This is a genomic window from Ensifer sp. Root558 (assembly GCF_001427045.1).
GTDB lineage: Bacteria > Pseudomonadota > Alphaproteobacteria > Rhizobiales > Rhizobiaceae > Ensifer > Ensifer adhaerens.
This window is the reverse complement of record NZ_LMGC01000035.1, coordinates 606675-627442: the sequence shown is the minus strand read 5'-3', so window position 1 is coordinate 627442 and position 20768 is coordinate 606675. Positions and strand designations below refer to the sequence as shown.

The 20768-nt window shown below is 62.5% G+C and carries 19 protein-coding genes and 5 pseudogenes; 16 read left to right on the top strand and 8 right to left on the bottom strand.

Annotated elements, in window-relative coordinates; all coding sequences use genetic code 11:
* Position 1 precedes the first annotated feature (1 nt).
* The 4 genes from ASD63_RS29345 (at position 2) to ASD63_RS29330 (ending at position 4324) form a co-directional block, all read left to right on the top strand.
* Positions 2-778 (top strand): SDR family oxidoreductase, encoded by a 777-nt coding sequence (locus ASD63_RS29345; RefSeq protein ID WP_060530194.1) that lies wholly within the window; start codon positions 2-4, stop codon positions 776-778.
* Between the two features lie 165 nt (positions 779-943).
* On the top strand, positions 944-2659 hold the full coding sequence (araD, locus tag ASD63_RS29340) for an L-arabinonate dehydratase (protein WP_060530193.1): 1716 nt from the start codon (positions 944-946) through the stop codon (positions 2657-2659).
* Between the two features lie 10 nt (positions 2660-2669).
* The gene (locus tag ASD63_RS29335) at positions 2670-3572 is read left to right on the top strand and encodes a dihydrodipicolinate synthase family protein (protein WP_060530227.1); all 903 of its coding nucleotides are present in this window, start codon (positions 2670-2672) and stop codon (positions 3570-3572) included.
* Positions 3573-3622: 50 nt separating this feature from the next.
* Positions 3623-4324 carry a FadR/GntR family transcriptional regulator gene (locus ASD63_RS29330; RefSeq protein WP_051659470.1) on the top strand — a complete coding sequence of 234 codons (702 nt, stop codon included), beginning with the start codon at positions 3623-3625 and terminating at the stop codon, positions 4322-4324.
* Positions 4325-4373: 49 nt separating this feature from the next.
* On the opposite strand, the gene ASD63_RS29325 is transcribed toward ASD63_RS29330, so the two are convergent.
* On the bottom strand, positions 4374-4676 hold the full coding sequence (locus ASD63_RS29325) for a putative quinol monooxygenase (protein WP_060530192.1): 303 nt from the start codon (positions 4674-4676) through the stop codon (positions 4374-4376).
* A gap of 286 nt (positions 4677-4962) precedes the next feature.
* The gene (locus ASD63_RS29320; RefSeq protein ID WP_244497287.1) at positions 4963-5877 is read right to left on the bottom strand and encodes a LysR family transcriptional regulator; all 915 of its coding nucleotides are present in this window, start codon (positions 5875-5877) and stop codon (positions 4963-4965) included.
* 35 nt (positions 5878-5912) lie between these two features.
* Here ASD63_RS29320 and ASD63_RS29315 point away from each other — a divergent pair, with 35 nt between their 5' ends.
* From ASD63_RS29315 to ASD63_RS36685, 4 genes are all read left to right on the top strand, one after another.
* Positions 5913-6698, top strand: coding sequence for an SDR family oxidoreductase (locus tag ASD63_RS29315; protein WP_060530190.1), 786 nt, complete (start codon positions 5913-5915; stop codon positions 6696-6698).
* Between the two features lie 15 nt (positions 6699-6713).
* Positions 6714-7421 (top strand): ribonuclease activity regulator RraA, encoded by a 708-nt coding sequence (locus ASD63_RS29310; protein ID WP_060530189.1) that lies wholly within the window; start codon positions 6714-6716, stop codon positions 7419-7421.
* Positions 7418-8344 (top strand): dihydrodipicolinate synthase family protein, encoded by a 927-nt coding sequence (locus ASD63_RS29305; protein WP_060530188.1) that lies wholly within the window; start codon positions 7418-7420, stop codon positions 8342-8344. Before ASD63_RS29310 ends, ASD63_RS29305 begins: the two co-directional genes overlap by 4 nt.
* Positions 8345-8516: 172 nt before the next feature.
* Positions 8517-8639 carry a hypothetical protein gene (locus tag ASD63_RS36685; protein WP_256385294.1) on the top strand — a complete coding sequence of 41 codons (123 nt, stop codon included), beginning with the start codon at positions 8517-8519 and terminating at the stop codon, positions 8637-8639.
* A gap of 123 nt (positions 8640-8762) precedes the next feature.
* Here ASD63_RS36685 and ASD63_RS29300 read toward each other — a convergent pair.
* From ASD63_RS29300 to ASD63_RS34630, 5 pseudogenes are all read right to left on the bottom strand, one after another.
* A pseudogene (locus ASD63_RS29300) lies at positions 8763-9278 on the bottom strand (aldehyde dehydrogenase family protein); the annotation flags it as partial.
* 62 nt (positions 9279-9340) lie between these two features.
* Positions 9341-9686, bottom strand: a pseudogene (locus ASD63_RS34635) (aldehyde dehydrogenase family protein); the annotation flags it as partial.
* Position 9687: 1 nt separating this feature from the next.
* Positions 9688-10380 (bottom strand): annotated as a pseudogene (locus ASD63_RS29295) (aldehyde dehydrogenase family protein); the annotation flags it as partial.
* Between the two features lies 1 nt (position 10381).
* Positions 10382-10957: pseudogene (locus ASD63_RS29290) on the bottom strand (aldehyde dehydrogenase family protein); the annotation flags it as partial.
* 76 nt (positions 10958-11033) lie between these two features.
* Positions 11034-11564: pseudogene (locus ASD63_RS34630) on the bottom strand (aldehyde dehydrogenase family protein); the annotation flags it as partial.
* Positions 11565-11784: 220 nt separating this feature from the next.
* Here ASD63_RS34630 and ASD63_RS29285 point away from each other — a divergent pair.
* From ASD63_RS29285 to ASD63_RS29250, 8 genes are all read left to right on the top strand, one after another.
* Entirely contained in the window at positions 11785-12819 is a 1035-nt protein-coding gene (locus tag ASD63_RS29285) for an ABC transporter substrate-binding protein (protein WP_060530186.1), read from the top strand.
* 4 nt (positions 12820-12823) lie between these two features.
* Positions 12824-13627: an ABC transporter ATP-binding protein gene (locus tag ASD63_RS29280; protein ID WP_034796056.1), complete on the top strand. Its 804-nt coding sequence runs from the start codon at positions 12824-12826 to the stop codon at positions 13625-13627.
* Positions 13627-14463, top strand: a complete 837-nt coding sequence (locus ASD63_RS29275; protein ID WP_034796058.1) for an ABC transporter permease — start codon at positions 13627-13629, stop codon at positions 14461-14463. The genes ASD63_RS29280 and ASD63_RS29275 overlap by 1 nt, the downstream gene beginning before the upstream one ends.
* Before the next feature lie 113 nt (positions 14464-14576).
* Positions 14577-15932, top strand: a complete 1356-nt coding sequence (locus ASD63_RS29270; RefSeq protein WP_034796075.1) for an FAD-dependent oxidoreductase — start codon at positions 14577-14579, stop codon at positions 15930-15932.
* A complete protein-coding gene (locus ASD63_RS29265) occupies positions 15929-17086 on the top strand; it encodes a CoA transferase (RefSeq protein ID WP_060518083.1) in 1158 nt (385 codons plus the stop codon). The genes ASD63_RS29270 and ASD63_RS29265 overlap by 4 nt, the downstream gene beginning before the upstream one ends.
* Complete coding sequence (locus ASD63_RS29260) at positions 17083-17856, top strand: enoyl-CoA hydratase-related protein (protein WP_060530185.1); 774 nt, start codon at positions 17083-17085, stop codon at positions 17854-17856. The genes ASD63_RS29265 and ASD63_RS29260 overlap by 4 nt, the downstream gene beginning before the upstream one ends.
* A 43-nt stretch (positions 17857-17899) precedes the next feature.
* On the top strand, positions 17900-18823 hold the full coding sequence (locus ASD63_RS29255) for a LysR family transcriptional regulator (RefSeq protein ID WP_034796085.1): 924 nt from the start codon (positions 17900-17902) through the stop codon (positions 18821-18823).
* Positions 18824-18951: 128 nt separating this feature from the next.
* A complete protein-coding gene (locus tag ASD63_RS29250; protein WP_113080500.1) occupies positions 18952-20217 on the top strand; it encodes an amidohydrolase family protein in 1266 nt (421 codons plus the stop codon).
* A gap of 56 nt (positions 20218-20273) precedes the next feature.
* On the opposite strand, the gene fdxA is transcribed toward ASD63_RS29250, so the two are convergent.
* The gene (gene fdxA / locus ASD63_RS29245; RefSeq protein WP_034796100.1) at positions 20274-20612 is read right to left on the bottom strand and encodes a ferredoxin; all 339 of its coding nucleotides are present in this window, start codon (positions 20610-20612) and stop codon (positions 20274-20276) included.
* Between the last annotated feature and the right edge of the window lie 156 nt (positions 20613-20768).

Sequence of the window (20768 nt, the reverse complement as noted above, 5' to 3'; positions counted from 1 at the left end):
TATGGCGGGTCGTCTTGAGGGAAAACGCGTCGTTGTCACAGGGGCGGCGCAGGGGATAGGCCTTGCCATCGCTGAAACCTTCCTTGGCGAGGGGGCGGGCCTCTTCCTCATCGACCGTGATGGCGACCTCTTGGCGAGCGAAGCCGAGCGCCTGCGTGCGTCGGGCGGGAAGGTCGGCTACGCCACGGCCGATATCACCGATGCCGATGCCATCGAGCAGGTCGTCGTTACCGCCGCCCGTGAGATCGGTCAGCCGAATGCGCTCGTCAACAATGCCGGCGTCAACGTCTTCTTCGAGCCGTTGAAACTCTCGGATGCCGATTGGCAGCGCTGCTTCGACATCAATCTCAAGGGTGCGTGGAATTGCAGCAAGGCTGTGCTGCCGGGCATGATCGAGGCGGGCGGCGGCGTCATCCTCAATATTGCCTCGACCCACGCCTTCACCATCATCCCGCACACCTTCCCCTATCCGGTCGCCAAACATGCGCTTCTCGGCATGACCAAGGCGCTGGGGCTCGAATATGCCGGGCAGGGCGTGCGCGTGAATGCGCTGGCGCCGGGTTATGTCCGCACGCAGAAGGCCGTGGAATACTGGAACAGTTTCCCCGATCCGGTCGCCGCCGAGGCCGATACCATGAAGCTCCATCCCGGCGGCCGCATCGCAACACCGGAGGAAATCGCCAAGGCTGCACTCTTCATGATCTCGGACGAATGCCCGTTCATGAACGCCACCTGCCTGACGGTCGATGGCGGTATGAGCGTGCTGCACCATCCCTGAAGGGCCACTTCGACAGCTTCCCTCCACTTTTTTCGACCTCCGGCCTCACCAGCCGGAGGTTTTTCTTTGCCTTCACGTCACGCCGGTCATCGCTTGACCTGCAATAACTCCGATTATATGAGAAATGAAAAGAGCGCGAGCGCTCGAGGTAATCGGGGAGGACACATGTCCAGGAAATTAAGATCGCAGCATTGGTTTGGCGGACTGGACAAGGACGCCTTCATTCATCGCAGCTGGATGAAGAACAACGGGTTGCCCGACGACGTCTTCGACGGGCGGCCGGTGATCGGCATCTGCAACACTTTCTCGGAGCTGACGCCCTGCAATGCGCATTTCCGTGCGCTGGTCGAACACATCAAGGCAGGCGTGCTCGAGGCCGGTGGCCTGCCGCTGGAGTTCCCGGTGTTTTCCTGCGGCGAGTCCAATCTGCGGCCGACCGCCATGCTTTTCCGCAACCTCGCCTCGATGGATGTAGAGGAGGCGATCCGCGGCAACCCTATCGACGGCGTCGTGCTGATGGCGGGCTGCGACAAGACCACGCCGTCGCTGGTGATGGGGGCCGCCTCCTGCGATCTTCCTTCGATTGTCATCTCCGGCGGGCCGATGTTGAACGGCCGCTTCAAGGGTCGCACGATCGGCTCAGGCACCGATGTCTGGAAGTTTTCCGAAGACGTGCGCGCCGGTGTCATGTCGCAACAGGATTTCATGGCGGCCGAAAGCGCCATGTCGCGCTCGCCAGGCCATTGCATGACGATGGGCACCGCCTCGACCATGGCGTCCATGGTTGAAGCGCTCGGGCTTGCGCTGCCCGGCAATGCCGCCTGTCCGGCGGTTGATGCGGGCCGCGCCCGGCTGGCGCGGCTGACCGGGCGGCGGATCGTCGAAATGGTTGCCGAGGACCTGCGCCTGTCGAAGATCCTGACCCGTGACGCCTTCGCCAATGCCATCCGCGTCAACGGTGCGATCGGCGGCTCCACCAACGCCGTTGTGCATCTCCTGGCAATCGCCGGGCGGATTGGCACGAAGCTCTCTCTCGACGACTGGGACCGGCTCGGCCGCGATATTCCGACCATCCTCAACCTCATGCCTTCGGGGCGCTATCTGATGGAGGATTTCCACTATGCCGGCGGGCTGCCCGCCGTCATGAAGGAGATTGCTGCGCTTCTGGAACTCAGTGCCCTGACGGTGACCGGCCAAAGCGTCGGCGCCAACATCGAATCTGTCGAGAACTACAACGACGACGTCATCCTGCCGCTCGATCGGGCCCTGACGTCGAGTGGCGGCATCGCCGTGTTGCGCGGCAACCTTGCGCCTGACGGCGCGATCATCAAGCCTTCCGCGGCGACCCCGGCGCTGATGCAACACCGCGGCCGCGCTGTCGTGTTCGAAACCATCGACCACTACAAGGCGCGGATCGATGACCCGGATCTTAACATCGACGAGACCTCGATCATGGTGCTGAAGAACTGCGGCCCGAAGGGCTATCCGGGCATGGCCGAGGTCGGCAACATGGCTCTCCCGCAGAAGCTCCTGAAAAAGGGCCTGCGCGACATGGTGAGGATCTCGGATGCCCGCATGTCGGGGACGGCCTTTGGCACCGTCGTCCTGCACACGGCACCCGAAGCTGCGGTTGGCGGCCCGCTGGCCCTGGTAAGGGATGGCGACTGGATTGAGCTCGACGTTGCCGGCCGCCGCCTCCACCTCGACGTGAGCGACGAGGAACTGGCGCGCCGAAAAACCGCCTGGACTGCGCCACCCCCGGAAATGGTCGGTGGTTATCAGGGCCTCTATGTCGAGCGCGTGATGCAGGCCGACACCGGCGCGGATCTCGATTTTCTTGTCGGCGGCCGCGGCCACGCCGTTCCGCGCGAAAGCCATTGAGGAGGCGACGGTGGACGACTTTCGTATCGAAAGCCTTCATGGCATCCACGCCATCCTCTACGCGCTTTTCGACAAGGACGAAAAGCTCGATCGCGCCGCCATGCGCCGCCAGACGGAGATCTGCCTGGCAAGCGGCGTGCACGGCATGGCAGGGCTTGGCCTTGCAACCGAAACCTCCAAGCTCGACGAGGCCGAGCGCGTGGCAATCATGGAGTGGCTGGTCGAGGATACGGCCGGGCAGGTGCCGGTCGCCCTGACGATCTTTGGCGCGTCGGTCGAGGAACAGGTGCGCCAGGCGCGCCATGCGGCACGGGCCGGCGCCGACTGGCTGATCCTCCAGCCGCCGATGGTCGGCCAGTTCTCGGCCGCCGAGTACATCCGCTTCTTCGGCCACGTCGCCGATCAGACCGAGTTGCCGCTTGCCATTCAGAACGCCCCGGCCCTGATGGGACGAGGGCTGACGGCCGCCGATATTCGCGAGCTGGTGCGCCAGCACCCGAACATCCGGCTGGTGAAGGGCGAGGGGCCTGTCGTCGACATCGCCCATCTCATCGAGGTTACCGAGGGCCGGCTGCCGGTATTTAATGGTCGTGCGGGCCTCGAGCTGCTCGAGAACCTGCGCATCGGTTGCCACGGCCTGATCCTTGCGCCAGATTCGATCGACTATGCCGTGCGCGCCTACGAGTTCTTTTCAGACGGTTGGGACGAGCACGCGCAAGACGCTTATCGGCAGATGCTGCCCGGCGTGGTCTTCACCATGCAGGGCATCGAGACGCTGCTTTGTTACGGGAAGCGCCTTTTCGGCGAACGGGCGGGCATAACCATCCACGACCGTGCGCCGGCCATGCGACCGACCGCGATTGGCATCGAGATGACCCGCCGCTACGCGGCCGCGATGGGTGGCTTTTCCTGATCGGGGCGACCGGCTATGAACGGGGCGGAGATGCAATGGAGAGAGTGGGCATGAAGGCAATCGCTCGGGAGGATCGCGGCCTGCCTGCTCGCATCGCAGGCGATATCGGCCGCCGCATCACGCTCGGCGAGCTGAAGGTTGGCGATACCCTGCCGAAGGAAGCCGACATGCTGGCGACGCTCGGCGTCAGCCGCACGACGTTGCGCGAAGCGCTGAAGATCCTGTCGACCAAAGGCTTCATTGAGGCAAAGCCCCGCCTCGGGACACGCGTGCGGGCGGCCGAACACTGGAACACCCTCGATCCCGTCGTGCTTTCGTGGCAAAGTGACGCGGAGGATCAGGCAACGCTTGCCGAAGAACTGTTCGAGCTCCGCCTGTCGATCGAACCGCTTGCTGCACGCCTTGCCGCCAGACGCGGATCTGCGGCCGAGCATGCAGAGATTCGGGCCGCTTTCGCGCGAATGGCGGAAGGCGGCGCTCGTGTCGAAGACGCGATCGAGGCTGATATCGCCTTTCACCTCAACATCTTTCAATCCGCGCACAACCGCTTCCTCTTGCCGGTTGCTTCCGTCATTCGGGCAGCGCTCTCCATCAGCATCCCGAAGACGATGGCGGCTACAGGCGGTTTCGGCCAATCCCTGGCCCAGCATGAGGCGATCCTCGTCGCGATCGAAGAACGCGACGAGGACAAGGCATTCGAACGCGCTGCAGCGTTGATCGCGTCGACCTACAAGCGCAATTTCGCCTCCTAACCAGTTGCTCCGGCGATACCGCCCGCAAGTTCGAGATCGTCACCGCGGCTCACGGGGAGACCTGATCCAGGAAAATCAGGCGCAGCGGTTCTTCAAGGAGAGCATCGATTTCGGTCGCGAAGGCTTGAAAATGGGGTGTTGCGAAGTGCGCGTCGAGCGCAAGCTGGTCGGCGAAAGCTTCGCGCATGTAGAAGGTACCGGGCTCATCCCGCAGCTCGAACAAGACATAGTCGAGGTTGCCGGGTTCTGCCCGCGTTGGAGCGATGAGACCAAGCAGGCCTTGCCGGAGCGCCTCGCGTTGGTACGGCTTGGCCTTCAAAATCGCGATGGAGATTACCTTTTCTGTGGTCATGACGGTTCCTTGCGTCGGGCGCTGGTGCGAACGATCTCGGGGGTGCTTCTGCGGATTGATGGTGTGAACGGGTTTGAAATGCCGTGGGCCGATCGGGGTGCATCGACCACGAGTGACGGTAGTACCGTTCAGCCCGGTCCGATAATCCGTCACGGACAGAAATGTTATTTCGGAGTTGCCGAATAATCCGTGCGCGCGCTGCCGGATAGTCGGCCCCTGTTCCGGCGGCAGGCCGCTGCTGAGAGCAAATCCCCTAGCGTTCGACCGCCGACGTCACCCGCGTTTTCTATGATCGGATGGCGTCGAGGACGGTCTGTATCAGTCGGCCAGACGGCACGTTGCGTGTCCTGAGCAAACCGATCTCACGGCTCGGCGCATTCGGTAGCGGTAGCCGGGCGACGCGCAGCTTGTCGAAGAGCGGCGAGCGCCAGTCGGGCATCAGCGACACGCCGAGCCCAGCCTCAACCATCATCGATATGGCTTCCAGTGAATCGAGCTCCAGCCACTCTCGAGGGAGAATTCGCTGGGTTTGAAGGTAGGTATCGGCCAGTCGGCCACCCCAGTTGCTTCTGTCGTATCGAATGAACGGTTGCTCGCGAAGCAGGCGGTCGACAGGGGTCTCTGAAAGGTCCGGGGGGGCCAGGAGTACGAACCGTTCCGACCGGATGAGGTCCCAGTTGAGCGTCTTTGGAATGGGGAAGGGCGGTTTGACAAGGATTGCCGCGTCGATCTTCTCTTCAGCGACACTGTTATAGAGTTCGGCCGACGTTCCCGGCAGCAGGAAGATGTCGATGCCCGGCGTCCTGTCGAAAACCCGCCGCAAGGCGTTCGGAAGCAGGCCGGTCAGAACCGTCGAGATGGCTCCCAGACGGAGTTCTCCGAATGCCTGGTCGTCGCGCGCCACGCCTTTCAACTGCCTGACTTCGGCCAGAACGCGCCGGCTCTTTTCCAGGATTGCGACGCCCGCTTCGGTTGGCTTCACCCGCCGGCCTGATCGCGCAAGAAGAGGCAGTCCGATCTCGTCTTCCAACGCCTGGATCCGTTGCGCGACCGCCGCTGGCGTGACGCCCATGCGGCGTGATGCCTCGGCGAGCGAGCCATGCTGGACCACCGCCAGAAAGGTTTCGAGAAAGCGCGTTTCCATCGTTATTTTTACTATCGTCTGAAGGGATAAAAAGGAAGGTTTTTCTTCCGTTTCCACCTTGGCATAGTGCCGTCAAACAACAGGAGGAAGAGTTGGATCTTCAGTTGAACAGCAAGACGGCGCTCGTATTCGGCGCCGGTGGTGGGCTTGGCGGCGCGATCGCCAGGTCGCTCGCGGCAGAAGGCGTTTCCGTCGTTGTCGCCGACATCCACGAGGAAAGCGCCACGGCGACGGCAGAGGCAATCAGCGGCGCAGGCGGCAAGGCCATTCCGCTCGTTTGGGATATCGGCGACCTTTCCCTGATCGGTCAGAAGCTCGATGCCATAAAGGCTGCGTTCGGACCGGTCGACATCCTTGTCAACAACACCGGGGGGCCGCCGCCAACGCCCGCCGCCGGACAGCCGCCCGACGATTGGTCGAAATATTTCGACCTCATGGTTCGCTCGGTGATCGCGGTCACCGATGCGGTGCTTCCGGGTATGCGCGAGCGCAAATGGGGACGCATCATTACCTCGACGTCCTCCGGCGTCGTCGCGCCGATTGCAAATCTCGGGATATCGAACAGCCTGCGCCTGGCCTTGGTCGGCTGGTCGAAGACCCTGGCGCGTGAGGTTGGTCGCGACGGTATCACCGCAAACATCGTACTGCCGGGGCGTATTGCCACCGGGCGGATCGTCTTTCTGGACGAACAGAAGGCCAAGCGCGAGAAGCGCCCCGTCGCCGAGGTCACGGCTGAAAGCACCGCGTCGATCCCGGTCGGCCGCTACGGCGATCCGAAGGAATATGGCGACACCGTCAGCTTCCTTGCGAGCCCCCGCGCATCCTATATCACCGGCTCAGTCATCCGTGTCGATGGCGGGCTGATCAACAGCATCTGATGTGCGAGGTTTCTAATGACACTTGAGCCTCACGTCGTTGAAACTCTGACGAGCGTCTCCACCGCGACGCTCACCACGGTTCTCCTCAAAAAAGGGCTTCGCAACACCTGGCTGCGCGGCACGAAACCACTGAAGCCCGGCCAGGGACGGGTTGTCGGCAAGGCCTTTACGCTGCGGTTCATTCCTGCCCGGGAAGACCTCGCCACGCCTGCGAGCTGGGCGTCGCCAATCTCCACGCGGGCGGCGATCGAAGTGATGCCAGAGGGCTGCGTCGCCGTTGCCGATGCAGTGGGCGTCAGTGATGCCGGCATCTTCGGCGACATCCTGTGTGCCCGCATGGCGAAACGCAAAGTTGCCGGCCTCGTTACCGACGGCGTGATGCGGGACGCCGAGGGGGTGCTGGCGAGCGGCATGAAGGTGTGGTGCAATGGTGTTGCGGCACCGCCTTCAGTCGCAGGCTTGACCTTCGTTGGATGGCAGGAGCCGATCAATTGCGGCGGCGTCGCCGTTCTGCCTGATGATATTGTCGTCGTCGACGACGACGGCGCAGTCCTGATTCCGGCCGCGCTTCTCGAAGAGGTGCTCGCTGAGGCACCCGAGCAGGAGCGTATGGAAGCCTGGATCATGAGTGAAGTGGATCGGGGCGTGCCGCTTCCCGGTCTTTACCCGATGAACGCTGAAACGAAGGCCCGGTACGAGGCCTGGAAGGAAAGCCAGAAATGACGTTCAGCACGCAATCCAAGGGCGTCTACGCCATCGCGACGACACCGTTCTTCGAGGACGGCTCGATCGATTTCAATTCGATCGACAAGTTGACAGATTTTTATGAGGAGAGCGGTTGCACCGGCGTCACGATCCTTGGAATCATGGGCGAGGCCCCGAAGCTCGAACCGGAGGAAAGCAGAACCATCGTCAAGCGGGTGGTCTCCCGGTCGAAGATTCCTGTCATCGTCGGGGTATCCGCTCCAGGCTTTGCCAGCATGCGCTCGCTGGCGCGTGACTCGATGGAGATGGGTGCTGCCGGCGTCATGATCGCTCCGCCACCTGCGCTGCGCACGGATGATCAGATCGTCAACTATTTCGCAGGTGCGGTGGAAGCGGTCGGCCAAGATGTGCCGTGGGTTTTGCAGGACTATCCGCTGACCCTCACGGTTGTCATGGCGCCTGGCGTCATCGCGAAGATAATCGCCAACCATTCGTCCTGCCTGATGCTGAAGCACGAGGACTGGCCCGGTCTTGAGAAAATATCAAAGTTGCGCGCCATGCAGAAGGCGGGCGAACTTCGCGAATTTTCCATCCTGTGCGGCAATGGCGGCCTCTTCCTCGACTTTGAGCCGGAGCGCGGTGCCGATGGTGCCATGACCGGCTACGGTTTTCCGGACATGCTTACCGAACTGATGGAGCTTTCTGCGGTCGGGAAAAGGGATGAAGCGCACGATCTATTCGACGCGCACCTGCCGTTGATCCGTTACGAGCAGCAGCTCGGGATAGGCCTTGCCATTCGCAAGCACGTTCTGAAGCGTCGCGGCGTTATCGCCACCGACGCGCAACGCAAGCCAGCCCAGATGCTGACCCCGACAGCGCGGGCGGAAGTGGACTATCTGCTTGCCCGTCTCGCGAGATACGACAGGCGAGCTGCTTTCTAGGCCGCTTCTTCTCCCCGGGGCTCCCGTCCGTCTCTGATCTGAAGCGGCGGACGGGTTTTTAAAGGTCGTTCCCGTTCTGCGACTTGTCATTGCGGTCTGTGCTCGCGCTCGCGCGCCTGATACTCTGACCTTGCCGATTGTCGATACACCTGTTTCAGAACGAGGTTTGACGATGCAGGGCCAGGAAACCTTCCTTGAAAGAACGTTGCGTATCGGTGTGACCGTTGTGGTCGCGATCCTGCTTGCGGCGATCCAGTACGTGGTGTCTTCGCGAGGCCTCTATCCCGTTCTCTGAGAGAAAATCGCGACCTCCTGAGCTGGCGGCCTCGGCAATTATCCTTGCGGACTTGAGCTATCTATCGAAAAGCCCCGCCGCCCACATCGACATGGATGCTGGACGCCGGGGCTTGCCTCACATTCAAGCGAGCGTGTAGGCCGTCTTGACGGTGGTGTAGAACTCGGCGGCGTAGCGCCCCTGCTCGCGCGAGCCGTGGGACGAGCCCTTGCGGCCGCCGAAGGGCACGTGGAAGTCGACGCCCGCCGTCGGCAGGTTGACCATCACCATGCCGGCGTCGGCATTGCGCTTGAAATGGGTCGCGTGCTTGAGGCTGGTGGTGGCAATCCCCGAGGACAGACCGAAGGGCGTGTCGTTGGCGACAGTGAGCGCCTCATCGTAGTCCTTGACGCGGATGACGGATGCGACCGGGCCGAAGATCTCTTCCCGAGAAATGCGCATCGCGTTCGTCGCTTCGGTAAACAGCGCCGGCTGCAGGTAGAAGCCGGGCGTGTCGCGCTTCAGAAGCTCGCCGCCGAAGGCAAGCTTGGCGCCTTCCTGKCGGCCGATGGCGATATAGTCGGTGTCCTGGTTGAGCTGGCTCTCATCGACCACCGGACCGATCTGGGTGCCGGCCTTCAAGGCGTCGTCGATCACAAGNATCGAAAGCGCAGGGGCAAGCAGGGAGATGCCTTCAAGGGTGCCCTGCTGAAAATGCGGACTCGGCCGATGGCGATATAGTCGGTGTCCTGGTTGAGCTGGCTCTCATCGACCACCGGACCGATCTGGGTGCCGGCCTTCAAGGCGTCGTCGATCACAAGCCCCTTCATCCGTTCGCCCATGGCCGCCACGAAGCGATCATGAATGCCCTCGGTGACGATGAGGCGCGAAGATGCCGTGCAACGCTGGCCGGTCGAGAAGAAGGCGGAGTTGACCGCGGCTTCCACTGCAACATTGAGGTCGGCGTCATCGAGCACGACGAAGGGGTTCTTGCCGCCCATYTCCAGCTGGTACTTGCGATTGTGTTCCTCGCCTCCCTGAAACGCCGCCTCCTCAGACGACACCATCNCTGGGTGCCGGCCTTCAAGGCGTCGTCGATCACAAGCCCCTTCATCCGTTCGCCCATGGCCGCCACGAAGCGATCATGAATGCCCTCGGTGACGATGAGCCGGGAAGATGCGGTGCAACGCTGGCCGGTCGAGAAGAAGGCGGAGTTGACCGCGGCTTCCACTGCAACATTGAGGTCGGCGTCATCGAGCACGACGAAGGGGTTCTTGCCGCCCATCTCCAGCTGGTATTTGCGATTGTGTTCGACGGAGGCGAGCGCCACGCGTTTGCCCGTGCCGGTCGAGCCGGTGAAGGTGATGGCGTGAATGTCSGGGCTGTCGAGCATCGCCTGGCCGACGACCGAGCCCTTGCCCATGACGAGGTTCAAGACGCCCTTCGGCAGGCCGGCGCGGTTAAGAATGTCGACGATGGCCCAGGAACTGCCGGGCACCAGTTCGGCCGGCTTGAAGACGACGGTGTTGCCGTAGCARAGYGCCGGCGCGATCTTCCAGGCGGGAATGGCGATCGGGAAGTTCCAGGGCGTGATGATGCCGACGACACCGACCGGCTCGCGGGTGATCTCGACGCCGATATTGGGTCTTGCCGACGGCAGCACCTCGCCCGCCAACCGCAGGCACTCGCCGGCGAAGAAGTCGAAGATCTGGCCGGCGCGCACCGTCTCGCCGATGCCTTCGGCCAAGGTCTTGCCTTCCTCNACGCTGGCCGGTCGAGAAGAAGGCGGAGTTGACCGCGGCTTCCACTGCAACATTGAGGTCGGCGTCATCGAGCACGACGAAGGGGTTCTTGCCGCCCATTTCCAGCTGGTACTTGCGATTGTGTTCGACCGAGGCGAGCGCCACGCGTTTGCCCGTGCCGGTCGAGCCGGTGAAGGTGATGGCGTGAATGTCCGGGCTGTCGAGCATCGCCTGGCCGACGACCGAGCCCTTGCCCATCACGAGGTTCAAGACGCCCTTCGGCAGGCCGGCACGGTGAAGAATGTCGACGATCGCCCAGGAACTGCCGGGCACCAGTTCGGCCGGCTTGAAGACGACGGTGTTGCCGTAGCAAAGCGCCGGCGCGATCTTCCAGGCGGGAATGGCGATCGGGAAGTTCCAGGGCGTGATGATGCCGACGACACCGATCGGCTCGCGGGTGATCTCGACGCCGATATTGGGTCTTGCCGACGGCAGCACTTCGCCCGCCAACCGCAGGCACTCGCCGGCGAAGAAGTCGAAGATCTGGCCGGCGCGCACCGTCTCGCCGATGCCTTCGGCCAAGGTCTTGCCTTCCTCNGATGCCCTGACATGGAGCGGACGTGCAATGGAAACGGCAGTGAAGCTTGAAGAAAGCTGGAAGGCAGGAACTGCCGGGCACCAGTTCGGCCGGCTTGAAGACGACGGTGTTGCCGTAGCAAAGYGCCGGCGCGATCTTCCAGGCGGGAATGGCGATCGGGAAGTTCCAGGGCGTGATGATGCCGACGACACCGAYCGGCTCGCGGGGGATCTCGACGCCGATATTGGGTCTTGCCGACGGCAGCACTTCGCCCGCCAACCGCAGGCACTCGCCGGCGAAGAAGTCGAAGATCTGGCCGGCGCGCACCGTCTCGCCGATGCCTTCGGCCAAGGTCTTGCCTTCCTCACGCGACAAGAGCTTTCCGAGTTCGTCCTTGCGGGCAAGGATCTCGTCGGCGGTCTTCCTGAGGATCGCGTGGCGCTCGAGAATACCGGAGCGCGACCAGGCCGGAAACGCCGCCTTGGCGGCAGCGATCGCTGCGCGCGCATCCTCGGCTGACGCGCGGGCGTATTCGCCGACCACGTCGTTGGTATCGGACGGGTTGATGTTGCGGAACGCTTCGCTACCGGCGATCCATTCCCCATCGATCAGGTTTTTCTGCACCATATCTATCCTCCGCGGCGCTCACACTTTGATCATGTCTCTGCTTATCGGATGCGATGGATCCGGCAGAAAGAACAATCTTTCGACCCCGTCATTGCCAAAACGGCAAACCTAAATTCCGACCCGAGCGTTGCCGTATCGGCAATGCCAACCGCTAAAAATTGTGCTTTATGAGATGCCAAATTCCATCATCATCGCTCCCATAACAAGCAAGGGGAACGATATGTCTCGTTTTATGATGAACCGCCGAGGTTTCCTTTCGAATGCGGCCGCAATGGGCGCGATTGCCGCAACTCATAGCCTCATCAATGTTTCACCAGGCCTTGCGGCCGATTCCGCGACGATACGCATGCAGCTCGGTTGGCTGCCATCGAACGGGCTTCTCGGAGAGCTCGTGGCCCGCAAGAAGGGTTACTACGCCGAGAAGAGCATAGAGCTCGAAATCGTGCCCGGCGGACCGAATGTCGATGGTGTTGCGGGTGTTGCCGTTGGCCAGTCGACCATCGGTCAGATTTCCTCCAGCCCGTCAGTCATGCTGGCTCGTTCGGCCGGCGCACCGATCAAGGCATTCGCCGCCGGCTACCAAAAACATCCCTTCGCCTATTTCTCTCGCAAGGCAAATCCGATCGCCAAGCCTCAGGACATGATTGGCAAGACGATCGCCGCGATCCCGACCTCGGTCATTCTTCTGCGCGCGCTTCTCGCCAAGAACGGCATATCGGAAGACCAGGTCAAGATCGTCAACATGGGCTCGGACATGAACCAGCTCGTGACCGGCCAGGCCGATGCGGTCTGTGGCTGGCTGACGAACGTCAACGCCCTGAAAGTGCTTGGGGATGACCGGGTCGATCTGACGCTCTGGGATGGCGGTATCCGGCTTTATGCCAACGTCTACTATACCACCGACGACCAGTTGCAAAATCACGCGGACCAGCTCGCAGCCTTCGTATCCGGTTCGGCGCGCGGGTGGGGTTATGCCCGCGACCATCAGGAAGAGGCCGTCGACATCCTGCTTGAATCCTACCCCAACCTCGACAAGGCGAGCGAGCTGGAGGCCATCGGACCGCTGATGAAGTTCGTGTTCAACGAAACCACCGCGAGCGAGGGTTGGGGAGGCATGGACGAGGCAAACTGGGCGGAGCAAATCAAGACATATGCGGACCTCGGCCAGTTCACAGGTCCGGTTCCCAACGTCGATGACGTCTACACAATGGCAATCCTGGATGCGACGGCCGATGTCCGCAAGAGCGTAGGATAAGGCGATGTTGGAAACGCTTATCAGACCCGGCCAGGCTTCGCTCGGCAACGCCGCGGTGTCGGTGAAGAACCTTCACATTCGCTTTGGCGCGGATGATTCAGGCTTCACCGCACTCTCCGATGTCTCGGTCGAGATACCGGCCGGCTCGCTCGTGACCATGCTCGGCCCATCCGGCTGCGGCAAGTCGACTTTGCTGCGTACCGTCGCGGATCTCGTGCACATCACCGACGGTTCGGTGTCCGTCCATGGCCAGACACCGCGCAAGGCGCGCGAGGGGCGCGATTTCGCCTTCGTCTTCCAGGAAGCGACGCTGCTGCCGTGGCGCAATGTGATCGACAATGTACGTCTCCCGCTGCTGGTGGGAAAACGCGAACCGGGCGCGACCTATGCCGATCCGGAAGAGCTTCTCGCCCTCGTGGGCTTGAAGGGGCGCGAGAAGGCGATGCCGCACGAATTGTCGGGCGGCCAGCGCCAGCGCGTGGCGATCGCCCGGGCACTGGTGACCCGCCCGCGTATTCTCTTGATGGACGAGCCTTTCGGCGCGCTCGACGAGATCACGCGCGACAAGCTGAACGAAGAACTGCTGCGCCTCTGGCAGGAAACCGGCACGACGATCCTCTTCGTCACCCATTCGATCCCCGAGGCCGTCTTCCTCGGTCAACATGTGCTGATGCTCGCCGCCCATCCCGGCCGCGTCAAAGAGTTCATGAAAGTCGACTTGCCCTATCCGCGAACTCTCGCGATGCGCGACACGGTCGAGTTCATCCAGGTGACCGCCCACCTGCGCAAACTTTTGGGAGAATGCTGATGGCGAATGCCCTTCCTTCACAGGCGGAAGGCCGCGCTTTGACCGACGGCAACCGGTTCCGGATACTCGATGGTCTTGCCGCTGCGATCCTGCGACATCTTCCGGCGACACTCGCGATCCTTGGCTGCATCCTTTTGTGGCAACTCGTCGTCTGGGGTTTTTCGGTGCCGACCTTCATGGCGCCCGGACCGGTCGACGTCATCAAGGCCTTCGGCGAAAACGCCGGCGTGCTCTGGACGAACTTCTGGCCGACGCTCATGGAGGCCGTTCTCGGTTTTATCTTCGGCAATGTCATCGCCGTCCTTCTGGCGGTCTGGTTCGTCTATAGCCCGCTCGCGGAACGCGCCTTCTATCCGATCGCCGTCATCATCAAGTCGATCCCGATCATCGCGCTTGCCCCGATCCTGGTGCTGCTTGTCGGCAACGGCATCGCGCCGAAGATCATCATCGCCGGCCTGATCTGCTTCTTCCCGACGCTGGTCAACATGGTGCAGGGACTGAAGTCGGCGAGCCCCGCAATGCTCGACCTGATGCGCATCCTGTCTGCCAGCAATTCCGAAATCTTCTGGAAGGTTCGCCTGCCGGGCTCGCTGCCCTTTCTGTTCGCCGCGCTGAAGATTGCGGCAACCAGCAGCGTGATGGGCGCGATCGTCGCCGAATGGATCGGCTCCAGCTACGGTCTCGGTGCGCTGATCATCGAGGCGACCTACAATTTCCGCTCGCCGCTGCTTTACGCGACGGTGGTGATTGCGGCCTCGCTTGCCGTGGTTCTCTTCTTTGCCGTCTCCTACGCGGAATCGAAGATCGTCCGCTGGAAACCGACGACAGACCACTGACCCCCAAACCCTTTGCTGCCGGACCTGGATAACCGGGTCCGGTCAACCGACGAAGTCACTGGCTGTGAGCTCCTCACATTTCGCCGGACACGTCCCCTATGGAGGAAACGACCATGGAAACAATCAGAGAACCCCTGCGCAATGCCCGGATCGTCGATCGCTCGGACGTCGTCGTCGTCGGCGGTGGACCGGCTGGGATCTCCGCCGCGGTTTCGGCGGCACGCACCGGAGCCAGCGTCACTCTTATCGAACGCTATCCCTATGTCGGTGGCCTTGCCGCAGGCGGTATGGTTCTGGTGCTCGACGACATGGTCAACGGCGTCGAAATCACCGTGCGTGGCATCTGCATGGAAATGATCGAACGGATGAAGACGCTCGGCCTTTGCGTCACGCCGACGGATGGCGACCGCCAGCTCGATATTCGCGATACGCCGGAAGCCTGGCAAAGATGGGCGCGCTGGGGCCTGTTCGACTTCCACACGCCGTCTGCGCCGCACCCGATCTGCTATGCGGCCGCCTTCGATCCGGACGCCTTCAAGCGCGTCTCCTACGACATCCTGCGCGAATCCGGCGTGAAGCTGAGGACCCATAGCTGGTTCTCCTCGGCGATCGTCGAGAACGGCACGATCAAGGGTGTGGTTTGCCAGACGAAATCCGGCCGCGAGGCCATCATGGGCGACGTCGTCATCGACGCCTCGGGCGACCTCGACGTCGCGGCCGATGCCGGCGCCCAGCATACGGATGGCAATTTCATCCTGACGACGGTTTCCCGCTGGGGGGGCATCGACACTGAAGCCGCCGAGCGCTTCGAATTCGAGGAACCCGAAAAGTTCAAGGCAATCGACCACGAGGCCAAGCGTCTGATTGGCGGTTGCTGGTCGTTCTGGTGGCTGAAGACCCCGCTGCCGGGCGTCATCTGGCTCAACTGCCCGCACATGCCGAAGCTCTCTGGCCTCCGTGTCGAAGACTTAACCTATGCGGAACTCGAGGGCCGTGGCCGCATTGCCCGCCTGCTCGACTTCGCTCGCGCCAACCTGCCGGGCTTCGAAAATGCCCATGTGATCGACTTTGCGCCGCAGACGGGCGTGCGCCAGTCGCGACTGCTCCAGGGCGAATATGTCGTCACCAAGGACGACGTGATGAACCGCCAGCACTTCACCGACACAGTGTGCCGTGGCCGCGACTACTACACGCCCTATAGGGCCATGCTGCCCAAGGAGGTCGATCAGTTGATCGTCGCAGGCCGGCATTATTCCGCGACCATTCAGGCGCAAAAATCGAGCCGCGAGATCCCGCCCTGCATGGCGATGGGCGAGGCGGCCGGTGTTGCCGCCACCGTCGCGCTCAATGCCGGCGTCAAGGTGCGAGACGCCGACGTCAAGGCGATCCAGAAGCAGCTGCGGGCGCAGGGCGCCGATCCCGGCGACGTACCATCCGAAAATGCAACCTATCTGGAGGCCGCAGAATGACGTCTCTTCCCCTCGACGGTATCCGCGTCGTCGATTTTACCCAGGTCATGCTTGGCCCGTGCTGCACGCAGATGCTGGCCGACTACGGTGCCGAGGTCATCAAGGTCGAAAAGGCCAAGATCGGCGACCTCTCGCGCTGGTCGCTGGGCTCCGACCCGGATGGCCTCAACAATCCGGTTTTCTCCTCGCTCAACCGCAACAAGAAGAGCCTTGCACTCGACCTCAAGCAGGACGAGGCGCGGGCAGCCGTCCGCGCGCTGATCGATACTGCCGACGTGGTCGTCAACAATTTCCGTCCTGACGTCATGGAGCGCATGGGTTTCGGCTATGAAGAGCTGAAGCGGACAAACCCACGGCTGATCTACGCCGTCGGCACGGGCTTCGGCCTTGAAGGGCCCTACCGGCACAAGGGCGGGCAGGACATCCTGGCGCAGGCGCTTTCGGGCGTCATGCGGCGCAAGTCCGACGCGAGCCATCCGCTGTCGATCTACGCGACGCCGCTCGCCGACTACTCGGCCGGCATGCACCTGGTGCAGGGCATTCTGCTTGCCTTGCTGCATCGCGAAAAGACCGGGCACGGCCAGCAAGTGGCGGTCAGCCTCTACAGTTCGATGCTCGCCATGCAGATGCAGGAAGGCACCACGCACATGATGCGGGAAAAGGACCTGAACTGGGGCGCCTTCCCGCTGACGGGCGTGTTCGAGACGACCGACGGCGCCATCGTCATGGTCGGTGCCTTCAAGCAGAATCCGCTGCGCGACATCTGCAATGCCCTTGAGATCGAGGACCTGTCCCTCCAGCCGCAATTTGTCGATTTCGACGCGCAGATGCAGCGCCGTCCGGATTTGCAGCAAATCTTCCGCGAGGCGTTCGCAAAAAACAGCAGCGCCCATTGGCTCGGCCGCTTGGAACAGGTGGACATTCTCTGCGCACCGGTACGCTCGCTTCCCGAAGCCCTTAACGACGAACAGACGACGATCAACGGCATGATCCTGGACGCGGGAGAGACGAAGGCCGGTCCGATCCGGCTGGTTGGTTCGCCGATCGACATGTCGGCGGCGACCGTGACGGTTCGCATCGCGCCGCCGACGCTCGGCGAGCACAATGACGAGATCCTTTCGGGGCTTTCGGTTCGTCAGGGAGATGCGGCATGAGCGTCACTTTCGTGGTAGAGGATCGCGTCGCAAGCGTCACTCTCAACCGTCCCGAGCGGATGAACGCGGTGGATGCCGCGACCGAGCGCGAACTGGATGCGATCTGGGAGGAGATCGAAGCACGCGACGATATCAGCTGCGTCGTCTTGACGGGCGCCGGCGAACGGGCGTTCTGCGCCGGGGCGGATCTGAAGGGGGCTGAAAAGACCGGCCTTGATTACTGGACCGAAAGCCGGCCGAACGGCTTTGGAGGACTGGCCTTTCGCCGCTCTCTGGATGTTCCTGTCATCGCGAGGGTCAATGGCTATGCGCTCGGTGGTGGATTCGAGATGGTTCTAGGCTGCGATATTGTCATAGCTTCGACGGAGGCGGCCTTCGGCCTGCCCGAGGCTCGCGTCGGGCGCCTGCCGCTCGATGGCGGCATGGTGCTTCTTCAGCGCAGGATCCCGCACAACCTTGCCATGGGTGTGCTGTTGACCGGTCGGCGGTTCTCGGCCGCCGAGATGCACGCCTTTGGTATCGTCAACGAACTTGCCGAACCGGACGAGCTCGACGCGGCCGTCTTCCGCTGGGTGAAGGAAATCGTCGCCTGTGCGCCGCTTTCGCTGCGCGCCATCAAGCAGACGGTCAATCGCACCGCACACCTCTCTCCGGCGGAAGCCCAGGGATTACGCACGCCCGCGCTTGTGAAGGCGCTGAACAGCGAGGATGCGCTGGAAGGTGTGCGCGCTTTTCAGGAGAAGCGCGCGCCCGTTTGGAGGGGACGGTGAGCGTGTTATAGGTCGGGGCCTAGGGGAGGAGGGGTCCAATCGAATGCACGCCAGCATCCTGAAATACTTCGTCTCGGTCGCTCGGTCCGGGTCCATTCGCAAGGCCTCCGAGGAGCTTCATGTCGCATCCTCGGCGGTCAGCCGGCAGATCAAGAAACTGGAGGACGAGCTTGGGATCGCGCTCTTCGAGCGGCTCTCGAATGGTCTGAGGCTGACTGTTGCCGGGGAAAACGTGCTGCGCCACGCCCGGGTGACGCTGGAAAATTTCGAACTGCTGCGCAGCGACCTCGGCGCCCTGCAGGGGAAAAAGACCGGTCGGGTGCAGATGTCCTGCCTCGATAGCCTGGCGATCCAATTCCTGCCGGACATGGTCAACGCATTCCACAGTATCCATCCCGGCGTGAGCTTTCACATCCACACCGCCGGCCACGGCAATATCAGCAGCCTGGTCGCCGAGGGCGATGTCGATATGGGCCTGACCTTCGATCTGGCCCGGCCTGACGATACCGAGATGCTCTTTCGCGTGCCGATGCCGCTGATGGCCTTCGTCGGACGGGAACATCCGCTGGCCAAACAGCGGCAGGTTTCGCTTGCCGAATGCGCCCAGTACGACCTTCTCCTGCAACTCGACACGCAACCGATCCGCTCGCTCATCGAAATCGAACTCTCGGTCTTCGAGCGGACCGGGCGGCCTTTTGTTCTCTCGAACAGCCAGATGATGCTCAAACCTTTCATCCTGTCCGGGCAGGGCGTGGCTTTCTTCACGCCGATCGGTTTCCTCGCCGAGATCAGGTCGGGCGATCTCGTCGCCATACCGCTTTCCGGCTCGCGCCTTCAGAACCTGCATGTCGGGATTCTGGTGCAGCGACGCCGGCAGCGCACGCATGCGGCGGAAGCCGTCATCGAATTTGTCGGCGCGGAACTGCAGAGGTTCAGCGACCAGATCATGGAAGCGATCCATCCGTGAATACAGCATCCGTTCCCGGGCGACTTCTCTTGCGACCGGGCCACGAGGCCGCAGGGCGCACGCAAAATCTGTTGGATCATTTGCCTGAGGGCGCCTCATGGACGACGATCCCGGCCGGTGCTCTGCTTATGCCGCCGCCCGTCAACGCCCATGACCATGGTTATGGCATCCGCACGCTCGATTTTGGCAACGCGGACGATGCCCTGGAAGTGTGGATCCCGGGACTTCGGCTTCGACCGCGAACCGAGCCCTATCTGGAAGCGCTGGTGGCCTTCTCAAGGTTGGCGCAAACGGGCGTCGGCGCGACCATGCATTGCCATAATTCTTTGAACATCGACCGTCTCGTCGACGAGGCAGGCGCGGTCATGCGCGCGGCGTGCGACGCAGGCATAAGGCTTGCGCTTTCCTGCCCGCTTCTCGACTACGATCCGTGGGCCTATGACGGCGGGCCTCAGCGATTGCGGCCATATCTTGATCCGGCAGACTGGGACGATCTCAGCGGCTCGATCCCGAGCTATGCGCCGCCATCGGTGCAGATCTCGGCAGCCGACGCGGTCGCTGCGGCCAACACAAGTCCGTTGATCGATGTGCAGTATGGTCCGATCGGGCCGCAATGGTGTTCCAATGCACTGCTCGAAGCGATCGCCGAGGCCTCTCACGCAACCGGCCGGCGCATTCACATGCATCTCCTTGAAAGCCCGAGGCAGAGGCAATGGCTGGATCGGCGCTTTCCGCAAGGGGTTGTCCGATACCTCGACGAGATCGGCTTCCTGTCGCCCCGCCTCGCCGTCGCCCACGGCGTCCAGCTGCGACCGGACGAGTTGGAGCTGCTGGCTGCGCGCGGCGTGCAGCTCGTTTCGAACCCGTCGGCGAATTTGCGCCTGCGATCAGGCGTGGCGCCGGTCGCCACCATTCCGCCAAGCGGCCCCGCTTTCGCGTTCGGCCTCGACGGAACGGGCTTTGACGATGACCAGGATCTCTGGCGCGAATTGCGCCTTGCCCATCTGCTGCATGGCGGCCGCGACCTGACGCGAACCTTTACGGCGGGACGTGTCTTCGATGCCGCGATCCATGTCGGCGCCAAGGTGGTGAACGCCCCGGCGAACGAAGACCTGGTGCTCGTGGACTATGCTGCGCTGGTTGCCGACAGCCTGATGGACGACCTGGATGAAGCGGAGGTGCTGCTTACCCGGATGACGGCCGCGCATGCAAAGGCGCTCTATGTCGGCGGACAGGAGATCCTGTGCGATGGACGGTTGACCCGGGTCGATTTCGAGGCTGCCCGGGCCGAACTCCTGCAGCAGGCGCGCGCTGACCTTCCGCGGCTGACCGCCGAGCGGGGACGCGTGACCAAACTGGCCGCGGCAACAAGGGCCTATTACGCCAGCTGGTGAGCGCGGCGACAAGGCGGTAGGCGTCACCCTCTGGTCTCCTATAGGGGGCGGACTTGCTAAGCGATCGCGGCTGCCTTCTCGAAGGCGGCAACGAAAGGATGGTCCTGCGTCGTGGAGCACTCCTTGCTCCAGCCGCCGGGCGACCCCATCCCCGTGACATCGGACCCGAAGAACTCCTTGTTCACAGCGATGAAGTGGCGCTGGTTGTTTGGTATCTCCTGATCCCAGGCAATGGCATCGACGGGACAGATCGAAAGACAGAGCCCGCAATTTATGCATTCGTCGGGGTGGATGTAGAAGGTGCGGCCACCCTCGTAAATGCAGTCCACAGGGCAGGCGGCGGTGCAGTCGCCATCCTTCACGTCGATGCAGGGTTCGGTAATGACATAGGCCATCTTGCGGATCTCTGAAGAGTTGTTTGCACGGCCAATTATTCAGAGTTTCCCTTGCCGAAGAAGCACAGATATTCGCAAGGTCGATTGCCAAAAAGGCAACGTCCGGGGCCCGTTCTCTCGTGGTTGGGCCTGTCGCCATGGCGAAGTGCTGCACAA